Genomic DNA, 13,192 nt, shown 5'->3' with positions numbered 1-13,192 from the left:
CCCGACCGGCGGTCAACAGGCTCAGGCAGCAGCCTTGTTGTAGATCTCCACGAGCTGCTCGTGGGAGACCGCGCCGCCGATCCTGATCGACAGTGCCCGGACCTCCTCCAGGCAGTGCGGGAGCAGCTCCTCGCGCGGGGTGATGCCCTCCTGCTCCAGCGCCCAGGCGACCAGTGCCCGGCCGGAGTGCTTGCCGAGCACGTACCGGCGCTCGCCGCCGACGTGCTCCGGCGGGAAGGGCTCGAAGGAGGAGGTGTCGCGGAACATGCCGTTGGCGTGGATGCCGGACTCGTGCGCGAACACGTTGTCGCCGACGATCGGCTGCCAGGGCAGCACCCGGTGGCCGGCTGCCTCGGCCACCAGGCTGCTGACCTTCTTCAGCTTCGTCAGGTCGATGCCCAGGTCGCGGTCGTAGAGCTTCTTCAGCGCGACGACGACCTGCGCGAGGTCGGCCATGCCGGCCCGCTCGCCGATGGCGTTGACGGTGACGTGGAAGTAGCGCGCCCCGGCCTTGAGGCCGGCCAGGGTGTTCGCGGTGGCCAGGCCGAAGTCGTTGTGCGCGTGGCACTGCACGTCGATGTTGGCCGCGCTCAGCACCGCGGCCACCCGCTCGCCGTAGGACTCCGGGCCGAGCAGGCCGACCGTGTCGGAGAGCCGGAGGCGGTCCGCGCCGGCCTCGGCGACGACGCCCGCGTACTCCTGCAGGAAGGAGATCTCGGTCCGGGCGATGTCCTCGGCGCTGATCGACACGAACGCGCCGCGGTCCTTGGCCATCTTGACCATGTCGCGGGCGGTCGCGAGGAGCCAGGTGCGGTCCTTGCGCACGCTGGCCTTGAGGTGGCCGGCCGAGGTCGGCAGGCCGACGTGGACGGACGTGAAGCCCAGGTCCAGGGAGCGTTCGACGTCCTCGCGGACACCACGGTGCCACACCACCAGGCGGGCTTCGTCCTGCCGGTCGACGACGGACTTGATGAAGTCCAGCTCCTCGCCGCCCATGGCGGGGATGCCGATCTCGATCGACGTCACCCCGGCCTCGATGAGCGCGTTGAGGATCGCCGTCTTGGTTTCCTTCGAGAACGCCACGCCGGGGGTCTGTTCCCCGTCGCGCAGAGTGGTGTCCTCGAGCACTAAGTCGTTGCGCATCTTGCGGAATCCTCCCTGATGGACAACTTGCATATCGGTGCCGATAGCAAGGCAAGATCAGCGGAATCGGACATAACGGGCCGCGGATGATACGTGGCCGGACTCCGGCCGCCTTCGAATCTCCTTGCCAACCCCTGTGACGGGTGGTTAGCTAGCATAGCTCGTGAGGTCGGTGGCGTACATGGGTTGACTGTCCCCCGACACTGAGATGAACGGTTGGCGCGTCATCCATCTTCGGACTTGGAGATACCTTGACCAAGCGCACCTTGTTACGCACGGCCATCGCCCGCGGCGGAATGTCGATCGCCGCCGGTGTCCACGACGGTCTCAGCGCGCGAATTGCCCAGGACGCGGGATTCGATGTTTTGTGGGCGAGCGGTCTGGGAATATCGGCCGCGCACGCCGTCCCGGACGACAGCATCCTGACGATGACGGAATTCCTGGAAGCGGCCAGGGTCATGAACGACAGCACCGACCTCCCGGTGCTGGCCGACTGCGACACCGGGTTCGGCGACGAACGCAACGTGGCCCGGATGGTCGAGCAGTACGAGCGGGCCGGCATCGCCGGCGTCTGCATCGAGGACAAGGTCTTCCCGAAGCGCAACTCGCTCGGTGACGGCGCCCAGGACCAGGAGACGATCGAGGGCTTCGCCGCCAAGCTCGCGGCGGCCAAGAAGGCCCAGCAGACCGAGGACTTCGTGGTCGTCGCGCGGATCGAGACCTTCATCGCCGGCGGTGCCAAGGAGGACGCGATCGCGCGGGCCGACGCCTACGTCGCCGCCGGTGCGGACGCCATCCTGATCCACTCCAAGTCGCGCGACGGCCTGGAGATCCTGGACTTCGGCCGGAGCTGGCAGCGCAAGGACGTGCCGCTCGTGGCCGTCCCGACCACGTACCCCGCGGTGACCGCGGACGACCTCCACGCGGCCGGCTTCTCCCTGGCGATCTACGCCAACCAGGCGCTGCGGGCCTCCATCACCTCGATGCGCGAGAGCCTGCGCCAGATCACCCGCGACCGCTCCAGCCTGCAGATCGAGCCCAAGGTCGCGAAGCTCTCCGAGGTCTTCGAGCTCCAGCGCTGAGCCGCCGTCCACCCACGGCGTCGAGCGGTGCGGCGTCGTCCAGCCACGGCGTCGAGCGGTGTGGCGCCGCAGACACGAGAAGCCATGCGTAAACACACAGTCACTCTGATTCCGGGGGACGGCAGCGGCCCGGAGCTGGTCGCCGCCGCCCGGACGGTTCTGGACGCGGCGGCGGGCTCCGCGGGATTCCACCTCGACTGGGACCTCCGGCCGGCCGGCCAGGGCGCGCTCCGGTCGGTGGGGGAACTGCTGCCCGCGAGCACGCTCGACTCGATCGGACGCAACGGGGTGGCCCTGAAGGGGCCGACCACGACGCCGATCGGCGTGGGCCACCGGTCGGTGAACATCACCATCCGCCGGGAACTCGACCTGTACGCCTGCGTACGGCCGGTCCGGGTCTGGCCCGGAGCCGGGGCGGTCGATTCCGGCATCGACGTGGTGGTGGTCCGGGAAAACACCGAGGACGTGTATTCCGGGCTGGAGTACCCGGCGGATTCGGACGGGGCGGCGGCGGTTTCGGCCGCCCTGTCGGAATTCGGCCACGCCGATCCCGGAGTCGCCTTCTCGCTGAAGCCGATCACCCCGGGTGGAAGCCGCCGGATCGTCGGCTTCGCGCTCGACCACGCCCGGAAGAACGGCAGAAGAAAAGTCGAAGTGGGTGCCGATGTCTACCGGTATCCGCGGACCGAAGGGCTTTTCTTCGAGGCGGCGCGGGAGCTCGCCCCGGAGTACCCGGACATTGTCACCGAGACCGTTCCGGTCACCGTTCTGTGCGATTCCCTGGTGCGCGATCCGGCCGACCGCGACGTGCTCGTCCTGCCGAACCTGTACGGCGACGTCGTCTCCGATGTCACCGCCGCACTGGTCGGCGGTCTCGGGATGGCACCGGGCGCCAATATCGGCGACCGGACGGCCGTCTTCGAAGCCACCCACGGGTCCGCCCCGGAATTCGCCGGAAGCAATCGGCTCAATCCCACGGCGCTCATCCTGTCCGGCTGCATGCTGCTGGACCACCTCGGTGAGGCGGCGACGGCGGCCCGGATCCGGACCGCCGTGCGCGGCGTGCTCCAGGAGGGCCGGACCGTCACGTTCGACCTGCTGGCGCCCGAGCGGGCGGCGGAGGCCGTGAGCACCACGGCCTACGCCGAGGCCGTCGTCGAGCGCCTGCGGGACACCCGATGATCCGTCACATCGACGCGAGGAGGGAAGGCTTGGAGCAGGAACGTCAGGAGAGAGAGCTCATCACCAGGGACCGGCTGGCGTCGGACCTGGCCGCGCTGGGGGTGCGCCCCGGGGGCGTGCTGCTGGTCCACGCGTCGCTGTCCGCGCTGGGCTGGGTGTGCGGAGGTGCCCAGGCCGTCGTGCTCGCCCTGCAGGACGCGGTCGGCAAGGAGGGGACGCTGGTCATGCCGACGTTCTCGGGCGACCTGTCGGACCCGTCCACCTGGCGCCGCCCCCCGGTGCCCGAGGACTGGTGGCCGGTCATCCGGGAGCAGATGCCCCCCTTCGACCCCGACCTGACGCCCACCCGCGGGATGGGGGCCGTCGCCGAGTGCTTCCGCCGCGCCGCCGGGGCGGTGCGCAGCGGCCACCCCCAGAACTCCTTCGCCGCCTGGGGGGCGCACGCCGAACAGGTCGTCGCCGAGCACGGTCTGACGGAGCGTCTGGGCCGGGGCTCACCCCTGGAGCAGGTCTACCGGCTCGACGGCCAGGTGCTGCTCCTGGGCTGCGGCTTCGAGAGCAACACGTCCTTCCACCTCGCCGAGTACCGCACCGCGTACCCCGGCCGGCGCAGCCACCGCAGGTGGGTGCCGGTGCCGGAGGACGACCGGGTGCGCTGGGTCGAGCAGGAGGACATCGTCTACTTCGAGGAGGACTTCCACACCATGGGGGAGAGCTGTCTCGCGCGTACCCCGGGGCACTCCCGGGGGACGGTCGGCGAGGCCGGGGCCGTGCTCTACGGTCAGCGCGCCTTCGTCGACCTGGCCTGCGCGTGGATGACGTCGCACCGCGACCTCACCGCGGCGGTGGGCGCATGACGCACTACGCGACCGTCATCTGCGGCGGTGGCCCCGCGGGCGTCTCGGCGGTGGTGGCCGCCGCGGTCCAGGGGCGGCTGGAGGAGTTCCTCGACCGGGGCGTGCTCCTGGTCGAGGCCGGCGGGCAGGCGGGATCGGGCGCCATCCCCCACTACGGGATCCGGGCCAACTCGCTCGGCTCGGCCTTCCTGGAGTGCCTGGACGGTGCCGCCGGGAGCGGCCTGCTGGCCGGGCTGGCGGACAGCGCGGAGGCCCGCGAACTGAGGGACTGGGCGGCGGAGTACCCGCCGCTGCCGCTGGTCGGCGCCTTCCTGACCCGGGTCGGCGAGCGGGTCGTCGACGCCCTGCGCGCGCACCCGCGCTGCGACGCCCTGCTGGAGCACGCGGTGGCCGAGGTCAGGACCGGGCCGGAGCGCGCGACGGTGCTGCTGTCCGGGCCGGACGGTGAGGTCGTGCACACCGCCGACCGGGTGCTGCTGACCATGGGCGGGGCGGAGCGGACCGAGCTGCCCGGGGGCGCGCTGGCAGCGCTCCGGGCGGCCCGCCCCGACCTGCGGATCCAGCCGTCCGGTGCGGTCATCACCGACCCGTCCTGGCACCCCGACGCCGACTCGCCGCACCGCGCGCTCGGCAGTGTGGCCGTCCTCGGCGGCGCCCACAGCGCGTGGGCGGTGGCGGCCCACCTGGCCCGGCTGGCCCGTGCGGGCTGGTTCGCCGGGCCGGTGGAGGTGACGGTGGTCGAGCGCCGGCTGCCCCCGATCTTCTACTTCTCGGCGGACGAGGCCGCGGCCGAGGGCTACCACTGGGACGAGGCCGACGTCTGCGGGCCCAGCGGCCGGGTGCACCGGTTCGGCGGACTGCGCGGACCGGCCCGCGAACTGGCGCGGCAGGTCATGGGTCTGGCGGCGGAGAAGGCGCCGGACGGCTTCGGCCAGGCCGTCCTGGACGGTCCCTGGACGGCCGAGGCCCTGGAGGCCGCCGGCGTCGCCTCGGCGGACCTGGTCATCACCGCGCTCGGCTACGACGCGCGCCTGCCCCGGCTGCTCGGAGCGGACGGCCGGGAGCTCGAACTGGCCCGCCCGCGCGGCGCGGTGGACACCGGCCGGGACGGCCTGCCGGGCCTGGCCGCCGGCGGCAGCGCCGAGCGGCTGGTGATGTACGGACTGGGCGCCGGGCTCGTTCCGTCGGAGGAGACCGGCGGCGAGCCGGGGTACCGGGGGCGCCTCGACGGCGTCTGGGTGTACCAGCACGACATCGGCGCCGTGATCCTCCGCGCCCTGCTCGCCACCGATCGTACGGAGGAGGCGCGTTGAACGAGATCCTGACCCCCGCGACGCCGGACGCGGTGCCCACCAGGGCCGTGGTGCTGGCGGCGGGACTCGGGTCGCGGCTGGGGGAGCCCTCCTCCCGGCGGCCCAAGCCGCTCACCCCGGTGGCCGGCCGCCCGATCCTGGCCCACACCCTCGGCCACCTGGCCGGCGTCGGCGTCCAGGAGGTGGTCCTCGTCGTGGGCCACCTGCAGGAGGCCGTGCGGGAGCTCGCGGGCACCGAGTACGCGGGCATGAAGATCCACTACGTGGTCAACCCGGAGCCCTCGACCACGAACAACCTCCGATCGGTCCGGCTGGCCCGGGAGTTCCTCGACCAGGACGTCTTCCTCCTGGAGGGCGACGTGGTGTTCGAGCCGGCCGTGCTGGACCGGCTGGCCGCCGGCCCGGAGGCCAGTGCGGTGGCGGCGAGCCGGCCGCTGCGGCCGCTGGCCGGCACCGTGGTCCGGGCCGACGCGGACGGCGTGCTCACCGACTACGTCGACGACCGCCGCCAGACCGGGGCGTTCGACCACCCCGGGGCGCTCAAGACGGCCAACCTCTACCTGCTGCGGGCCGGCTTCCTGCGGGAGCGGTTCGTGCCGGCCCTGGAGGAGCTCGACCGGCGGCTGGCGGGCCAGGGCTACTACGACTACGCGGTGAGCGCCGGCCTGGAGGCCGGGGGCCACCCCTGGCGGGTCGCCGACATCAGCGACCTGGCCTGGTACGAGGTGGACGATCCGGGCGACCAGCGACAGGCCGACTTCCGGTTCAGCCCGCCGCGGGAGCAGCAGCGGATGCTGGAGTCGCTGCACGGCGGGTACTGGCGCTACGGCGTGAAGGACCACGCCCTGCTGTACAACGTGCACTTCCCGCCCGCCGAGATGATGGACATCCTGCGCTCGGACTTCGACGCGGTGGTGCGCAACTACCCGTCGGCCCACGCGCCGCTCACCGAGCTGGCCGCGACCATCGCGCGGCGGCGGCCGGAGGAGGTGGTGCTGGCCAACGGGAGCTCGGAGATCATCAAGATCCTCGCCCGCCTCCGCGGGAACTGGACGGTCCCGGTCCCGGGCTTCAACGAGTACGAGAACGTCGTCGGCGCCGACCGGGTGCACCGCTACCAGCTCGACGCGCCGGACTTCCGGCTCCCGGTGGAGGACTACGCCGCCTTCATCCGGCGGACCGGCGTCGACACCGCGGTCGTGGTGAGCCCCAACAACCCGACCTCGGTCGGCGTCCCGCTGGCCGATCTGCGCCGGCTCGCCGACCTCGTGGGCCCCGACGTGCTGCTGGTGATCGACGAGTCCTTCGTCGACTTCGCGCCCGCGCCGATCGCCTCGATCGGCCCGTTCCTGGACCGGCACCGCAACGTGCTGCTGCTCAAGAGCATCAGCAAGGTCTACGGCGTCGGCGGGATCCGGCTGGGCTACGCGGCCACCGCGGACACCGAACTGGCCCGGACCGTCCGGGCGGAGCTGCCGATCTGGGACATCAACGGGTTCGCGGAGGAGTTCCTCCGGGTGCTGCCGCACTTCCGCTTCGCCTTCGCGGACAGCTGCCGGCGGATGCGGGAGAACACCCTGGCGCTGGCCGAGGGGCTGGCGGCGCTCCCCGGGGTCCGGGTGGTGCCGCCGGACGCGAACTTCGTCCTGGTCGAGCTCACCGGCGGGATCCGGGCGCCCGAGCTGGCGCACGAGCTGTTCCGCCGGTTCCGGATCCTGACGAAGGAGTGCTCCGGCAAGTCCATGCCGGGCGGCGACGCCTACCTGCGGGTCTCCAGCCGGAGCCGCGAGGAGAACGAGGCGGTGGTCGCGGCGATCGCCGGGATCGTCGGCGGCCCGCGCGGCGCCGCCCGGGCGGAGGGGGCGGGCCGTGGCGGCGAGTGAGGACGCGGCGCAGGTGCGCTGGCGGGGGCGGGGCGAGCGGGTCGTCCACGACAGCCGCTTCCTCACCGTGTCGGTGGCCGACGTCGAGCTGCCGGGCGGGGAGACGGTCGAGCACCACTTCGTCCGGGCGCCCGGCGCGGCGATCATCGTCGTGCAGGACGAGCGGCGGCGGATCCTGATGATGTACCGGCACCGCTTCGTCTCCGACCTGTGGGGCTGGGAGCTGCCCGGCGGCCTCGTCGACGACCGGGAGGACCCGGCGGTGACGGCCGCCCGCGAGGCGGAGGAGGAGACCGGCTACCGCCCGAGGAACGTGCGCCACCTGCTCACCTACCAGCCGATGGCGGGCATGGTCGACAGCCCGCACCACATCTACCTGGCGGACGGCGCGGACCTGGTCGGCGGGCCGACCGAGTGCACCGAGGCGCAGGAGACGCGGTGGATCCCGCTCGACGAGGCGGCCGAACTCCTACGGTCGGGGCGCACGGTGACGTCCGGTACGGCCATCGGCCTGCTGGCGGTGCTCGGTCCGGCCGGTCACCGGCCCGGCGGGGAGCAGGAGCAGGGAATGAACGAATCGCACTCAGGAGGGACAGTTCGTGGTTGAGATTCTGAAGAAGCCCGTCACCGGCCCCAGCGTCTGGCAGCGTGCGCAGGTCGAGGACGCGTCGCAGTGGACGTACGTCCTGGACGAGGGGATGCGGGCCGAGATCCTGGAGGCCGCCGAGCGGATCAACGGCCAGGGCCTGACGGTCTGGGACCTCGACCGCCGGTCGGTTCCGCTGGAGCGGGCCGGGAAGCTCGTCGCGGAGTGCGTCGAGCAGCTGGAGCACGGCTTCGGCCTGGCCATGCTGCGGGGCGTGCCCACCGAGGGCCTGAGCGTGGCCGACGCGCAGGTGGTGATGGGCGTGATCGGCCTGCACCTGGGCACCGCGGTGGCCCAGAACGGGCACGGCGACCGGGTCGTGTCGATCCGCGACTACGGCAAGGGCCGGCTGAACTCCAAGACCATCCGCGGCTACCAGACCAACGAGTCGCTGCCCTGGCACAGCGACGCCCCCGACATCGCGGCCCTGCTGTGCCTGGCGCAGGCGAAGCACGGCGGCGAGTTCCACGTCGCGAGCGCCATGCACATCTACAACACCCTGCTGGCGGAGGCCCCCGAGCTGCTCGGGCTCTACTACGCCGGCGTGTTCTTCGACTACCGCGGCGAGGAGCCGCCCGGTGAGCCCCCGGCCTACCGCAACGCCATCTACGGCTACCACAACGGGCAGTTGAGCTGCCGCTACTTCCTGCGCAACTTCGCCGACTCCGGTACGGCGAAGCTCGGGTTCCAGCAGCCCGAGGTGGAGAAGCTCGCCCTCGACACCTTCGAGGAGATCGCCTCCCGGCCGGAGAACCACGTCTCCATGCGCCTGGAGCCCGGCGACATGCAGCTCGTCGACGACAACGTCACCGTGCACCGGCGCGGCGCGTACAGCGACGAGGAGGACGGCAGCACCGACAGCTCCCGCCACCTCCTGCGGCTGTGGATCAACGTGGAGAACGGCCGCGAGTTCCCCACCTCGCTGTCCACCCACCGCTGGGGCATGAAGGCGGCGGCGAAGCCGACGAACTGACCGCCGCCCCGCTCGGACGACGGACGTCCCGGTGATCCGGGACGTCCGTGCGGGCCCTGCGGAAGGCGTCGCCCGCTGCGCGGAGTTGACGAAGTGACGGGACGTCAAGCGATTCGCGATACGCTGCCGAGCGTGACTTCTTTCTCGAACGACCCTCGCAGCGTCGTCATCCTGGGCTCGACGGGGTCCATCGGAACGCAGGCCATCGACGTCATCCAGCGCAACCGCGGGCGGTTCCGCGTGCGGGCGCTCTCGGCCGGCGGCGGCAACCTGTCCCTGCTGGCCGGCCAGGCGCTCGACCTGGAGGTCGAGCAGGTGGGGCTGGCGGACAGCGGTGCCGTCGAGGACTTCCGGGCCGCCCTGCGCGACGAGGCCGCCAAGCGCGGTCTGAAGTCCGGCGACTTCAAGCTGCCGGACCTGCTGCACGGCCCGGAGGCCTCGACCGAGCTCGCGGCCCTGCCGTGCGACTCCGTGCTGAACGGCATCACCGGCTCGGTGGGCCTGGAGCCGACCCTCGCGGCATTGAAGTCGGGCAGCAGGCTCATCCTGGCGAACAAGGAGTCGCTGATCGTCGGCGGGCCGCTGGTCAAGAAGGTGGCCGCGCCCGGCCAGATCCTGCCGGTCGACTCCGAGCACTCCGCGCTGTTCCAGTGCCTGCAGGGCGGCAAGGAGCAGGACGTCCGCAAGTTGGTGGTCACCGCGAGCGGCGGCCCGTTCCACGGCCGCGGCCGGGCCGAGATGGCCGACGTCACCCCGGAGCAGGCGCTGGCCCACCCGGTGTGGAACATGGGGCCGGTCATCACCATCAACTGCGCGAACCTGGTGAACAAGGGCCTGGAGGTGATCGAGGCGCACCTGCTCTTCGACATCCCGTTCAGCCGCATCGAGGTCGTGGTCCACCCGCAGGTGATGGTCCACTCGATGGTCGAGTTCACGGACGGCTCCACGCTGGCGCAGGTGAGCCCGCCGGACATCCGGCTGCCGCTGTCCCTCGGGCTCGGCTGGCCGGACCGGGTGCCGGACGCGGCGCCCTCCTGCGACTGGACCAAGGCCTCCACCTGGGAGTTCTTCCCGGTGGACGGCGAGGCGTTCCCGGGTGTCCAGCTGGCCTACGAGGTCGGCGAGGCCGGCGGCACCGTGCCCGCCGTCTTCAACGCCGCCAACGAGGAGCTGGTGGCGGCGTTCGTCGCGGGCCGGCTGCCCTTCCTCGGCATCGTGGACACGCTCGGACGGATCGTCGGGGAGCACGACCGGGTGCCGAACGACGCGATGACCCTGGAGGCGATCGCCGAGGCGGACCGCTGGGCGCGGGCCCGGGCGAAGGAGCTCGTCGGCCTGGCGGGCTGACGCGACGAACGGACGCCACGCACCGAAGCGGTGTCACCCCGCCCGGGGTTCCGGGCCGTGGGTGGCACCGCTTCGGCTTTGCGCACCGCGCGCCGGGCCGGGTGGGCCGGATCACCCGCCGGACGGGCCGCGGGAGCGCCTGGGGCCGATCGTGTCGGCGAGGGCGCGGAAGACGAGCACGGTGGAGGCGGCGCCGGGATCCTGGTGCCCGATGGTGCGCAGCCCCAGGTAGGAGGCCCGGCCCTTCCGGGCCCGTAACGCGATCGTGGTGTCCAGGGCCGCTTCCGCCGCATCGGCGGCGGCCCTGGCGGCCGCGGGGAAGCCCCCGCGGGCGTCGGCGGTGTCCCGGAACGCGGCGACGGCCGGGGCGTACGCGTCGACCATCGTCTTGTCGCCGGGCGTCGCGGCGCCGAGTCTCTGGAGCACGTCCAGCCCGGCCTGGAGGGCCTCGGCGAACCGGGCCTCGTCGGTCTCGGCCGCGGCGCCGATCGCCGTGCCCATGGCCCGGAACGCGCTGCCGTACAGGGGGCCGGCGGCGCCTCCGACGGTGGAGATCAGGACGCCGCCGGTGCGGTCCAGGAGGCCGCCGACGGTCTCGTCCGTACGGGGTTGCGCGCCGATCTCCAGGGCGGCCCGGGCGAAGCCGCGGGCCAGATTGACTCCGTGGTCGCCGTCTCCGATGACTGAATCGAGTTCCGTCAGACGGTCACGGTGTTCTTCGAGTGTCAGTTTGATGCTGGTAATCCAGCAGTGGACGAATGCGACATTCACCGACTCTCTCCTGATGCGACGAGCGAACCGAATCTGTGCGGGATGTCCGGAAGAGTGAAGATCTCACATGTCGGGGCCATGGTGAGAGGTCTGAAGTGACGGTCGATCATCATCCAAACTCATGGCCCTGGTTACGTCAAGGTCACGACGGCCCTGAGGGCAGGTTGGGGCGGAGGGTGAGCCGAGGGGTGCCCTGAGGGTTCTGTTGCCTTCCTTGCGTTCCCCATTGTGGAACGCCGTTCGGTAGACCTATCCTTCCGGTGTACCGAAGTGCTGACCCATGACCTGCCCGAGCCGTCGCACGTGAGCAGCCGTCACCTCGTACCGGACGTGCCCCCGTCCCGGCCCCGAAGGCCGCAGGACCACCACGGCCGTCCACGGCGTCGTCCGAACCGGACCGCCGGCACCGCACCCGCGAAGCCTCACCCGCCCGGGATCCGTCGCGCCGTCAGGACCCGTCAGGACCCGGCAGGACCGCCCCGCCCGCGCGCCGCCCCGGCACGCGGGCGGACCGTGCACCACGCGCGACCGCCCCTTCCGCGAGCCAGGACAGGAGACCAGACCGCCATGCCGAGCAAACAGTCCGTCCGGGGACGGTGGATCGAGGGCTGGGACCCGGAGGACGAGGACCTCTGGGAACGCTCCGGCCGGCGCATCGCGCACCGCAACCTCTGGCTGTCGGTGCTCTCCGAACACATCGGGTTCTCCGTCTGGAGCATGTGGTCGGTGCTGGTGCTGTTCATGTCCCCCGCCATCGGGCTGGGCTTCACCGCGGGGGAGAAGTTCCTCCTCGTGGTCACGCCCACCCTGGTCGGGGCCCTGCTGCGGCTGCCGTACAGCTACGCGGTGACGCGCTTCGGCGGGCGCAACTGGACGGTGTTCGCCTCCCTGCTGCTCTTCGTGCCGACCGTGCCGGCCGTCTGGTTCGTCCAGCGGCCGGGGACACCGCTGTGGGTGTTCCTGGTGATCGCGGCGACGGCGGGCGTGGGCGGCGGCAACTTCGCGTCCTCGATGACGAACATCACCGGCTTCTTCCCGCAGCGCCACCAGGGCTGGGCGCTCGGGCTCAACGCGGGCGGCGGCAACCTCGGCGTCGCGCTGATCCAGCTGCTCGGCCTCCTCGTGATCGCCACCGCCGGCGACACCCACCCCGCCTACGTCATCGCCGTCTACCTGCCGCTGATCGCCCTGGTGACGGTCCTCGCCGCGCTGCGGATGGACAACGTGGACGTGGTGCGCGCCGCGCCGGGGGCGCAGCGCGAGGCCCTCCGGCAGCCGCACACCTGGTGGATCTCCCTGCTGTACATCGGCACCTTCGGCTCCTTCATCGGCTACGGCTTCGCGTTCGGACTGGTCCTGAAGACCCAGTTCGGCTCGTCCTCCCTGCAGGCGGCCGAATTCACCTTCCTGGGGCCGCTCCTGGGCTCGGCGGCGCGGCCGCTCGGGGGCCGGCTGGCCGACCGGTTCGGCGGTGCGCGGATCACCCTGCTGACCTTCCTCGGGATGGCGGCGGGTGCCGGCGAGCTGATCCTCGCCTCCCACGCCCAGTCGTTCGCGCTGTTCGTCGCCGGCTTCACCGCCCTCTTCGTGCTGAGCGGCGTCGGCAACGGCTCCACCTACAAGATGATCCCCGCCGTCTTCGCCGCCCAGGCGGAGGCCGCGGTGGCCGCGGGCGAGGACGCCCGCGCCGAGTTCGAACGGTCGCGGCGGCTCAGCGGCGCGGTGCTCGGCATCGCCGGCGCGATCGGAGCCCTCGGCGGAGTGGCCGTCAACCTGGTCTTCCGCGCCGCCTACGACAGCCCCTCGGGCAGTGGCGTGCACGCCTTCGTCGCGTTCCTCGGCTACTACGCCCTCTGCGTGGCCGTGGTCCGCGCCGTCTACCTGCGCCGTGACCGCGCGGCGGGGGAACCGTCGCAGCCGGCTCCGAGGGAGCCGTCCCGCATCACGACTCGTCCGTGAACCGGCCGCTCCCACACGGACGAAGGGAAGGATCCG

The 13,192-nt window shown here is 72.1% G+C and carries 11 protein-coding genes; 9 read left to right on the top strand and 2 right to left on the bottom strand.

What is annotated here, in order from left to right:
* Nucleotides 1-21: 21 nt before the first annotated feature.
* A complete protein-coding gene (locus ACPC54_RS25350) occupies nucleotides 22-1,143 on the bottom strand; it encodes a hydroxymethylglutaryl-CoA lyase-like TIM-barrel protein (RefSeq protein ID WP_498967927.1) in 1,122 nt (373 codons plus the stop codon).
* A 251-nt stretch (nucleotides 1,144-1,394) separates the two neighbouring features.
* Here ACPC54_RS25350 and ACPC54_RS25345 point away from each other — a divergent pair, with 251 nt between their 5' ends.
* The 8 genes from ACPC54_RS25345 to dxr all read left to right on the top strand — a co-directional run bounded on the left by ACPC54_RS25345 (nucleotide 1,395) and on the right by dxr (nucleotide 10,426).
* Entirely contained in the window at nucleotides 1,395-2,225 is an 831-nt protein-coding gene (locus ACPC54_RS25345; protein WP_498967925.1) for an isocitrate lyase/phosphoenolpyruvate mutase family protein, read from the top strand.
* 60 nt (nucleotides 2,226-2,285) lie between these two features.
* Nucleotides 2,286-3,407 (top strand): isocitrate/isopropylmalate dehydrogenase family protein, encoded by a 1,122-nt coding sequence (locus ACPC54_RS25340; RefSeq protein WP_498967924.1) that lies wholly within the window; start codon nucleotides 2,286-2,288, stop codon nucleotides 3,405-3,407.
* Between the two features lie 29 nt (nucleotides 3,408-3,436).
* Complete coding sequence (locus ACPC54_RS25335; protein WP_498967922.1) at nucleotides 3,437-4,264, top strand: AAC(3) family N-acetyltransferase; 828 nt, start codon at nucleotides 3,437-3,439, stop codon at nucleotides 4,262-4,264.
* Nucleotides 4,261-5,577 (top strand): FrbG, encoded by a 1,317-nt coding sequence (locus ACPC54_RS25330; RefSeq protein ID WP_498967920.1) that lies wholly within the window; start codon nucleotides 4,261-4,263, stop codon nucleotides 5,575-5,577. Before ACPC54_RS25335 ends, ACPC54_RS25330 begins: the two co-directional genes overlap by 4 nt.
* Entirely contained in the window at nucleotides 5,574-7,460 is a 1,887-nt protein-coding gene (locus ACPC54_RS25325; protein WP_498967918.1) for an aminotransferase class I/II-fold pyridoxal phosphate-dependent enzyme, read from the top strand. The genes ACPC54_RS25330 and ACPC54_RS25325 overlap by 4 nt, the downstream gene beginning before the upstream one ends.
* Nucleotides 7,447-8,067, top strand: coding sequence for an NUDIX domain-containing protein (locus ACPC54_RS25320; protein ID WP_498967916.1), 621 nt, complete (start codon nucleotides 7,447-7,449; stop codon nucleotides 8,065-8,067). The genes ACPC54_RS25325 and ACPC54_RS25320 overlap by 14 nt, the downstream gene beginning before the upstream one ends.
* Nucleotides 8,060-9,079 carry a TauD/TfdA family dioxygenase gene (locus ACPC54_RS25315; protein WP_498967915.1) on the top strand — a complete coding sequence of 340 codons (1,020 nt, stop codon included), beginning with the start codon at nucleotides 8,060-8,062 and terminating at the stop codon, nucleotides 9,077-9,079. The genes ACPC54_RS25320 and ACPC54_RS25315 overlap by 8 nt, the downstream gene beginning before the upstream one ends.
* Nucleotides 9,080-9,211: 132 nt before the next feature.
* A complete protein-coding gene (gene dxr / locus ACPC54_RS25310) occupies nucleotides 9,212-10,426 on the top strand; it encodes a 1-deoxy-D-xylulose-5-phosphate reductoisomerase (protein ID WP_498967913.1) in 1,215 nt (404 codons plus the stop codon).
* A 111-nt stretch (nucleotides 10,427-10,537) separates the two neighbouring features.
* On the opposite strand, the gene dhaL is transcribed toward dxr, so the two are convergent.
* A complete protein-coding gene (dhaL, locus tag ACPC54_RS25305) occupies nucleotides 10,538-11,197 on the bottom strand; it encodes a dihydroxyacetone kinase subunit DhaL (protein WP_498967912.1) in 660 nt (219 codons plus the stop codon).
* Nucleotides 11,198-11,764: 567 nt separating this feature from the next.
* Between dhaL and ACPC54_RS25300 the strand changes: the two genes are divergently transcribed.
* Nucleotides 11,765-13,156 (top strand): nitrate/nitrite transporter, encoded by a 1,392-nt coding sequence (locus ACPC54_RS25300; RefSeq protein WP_498967911.1) that lies wholly within the window; start codon nucleotides 11,765-11,767, stop codon nucleotides 13,154-13,156.
* Nucleotides 13,157-13,192 lie beyond the last annotated feature (36 nt).

Source organism: Kitasatospora sp. NPDC094028 (genome assembly GCF_049543595.1).
GTDB lineage: Bacteria > Actinomycetota > Actinomycetes > Streptomycetales > Streptomycetaceae > Kitasatospora.
Note: the sequence above shows the minus strand (reverse complement) of the source record. Positions and strands in the feature narration are given on the sequence as shown.

Coding starts and splice junctions, on each gene's coding strand:
- ACPC54_RS25350 (WP_498967927.1), bottom strand. CDS start 1,143: ATGCGCAACGACTTAGTGCTCGAGGACACCACTCTGCGCGACGGGGAA.
- ACPC54_RS25330 (WP_498967920.1), top strand. CDS start 4,261: ATGACGCACTACGCGACCGTCATCTGCGGCGGTGGCCCCGCGGGCGTC.
- ACPC54_RS25300 (WP_498967911.1), top strand. CDS start 11,765: ATGCCGAGCAAACAGTCCGTCCGGGGACGGTGGATCGAGGGCTGGGAC.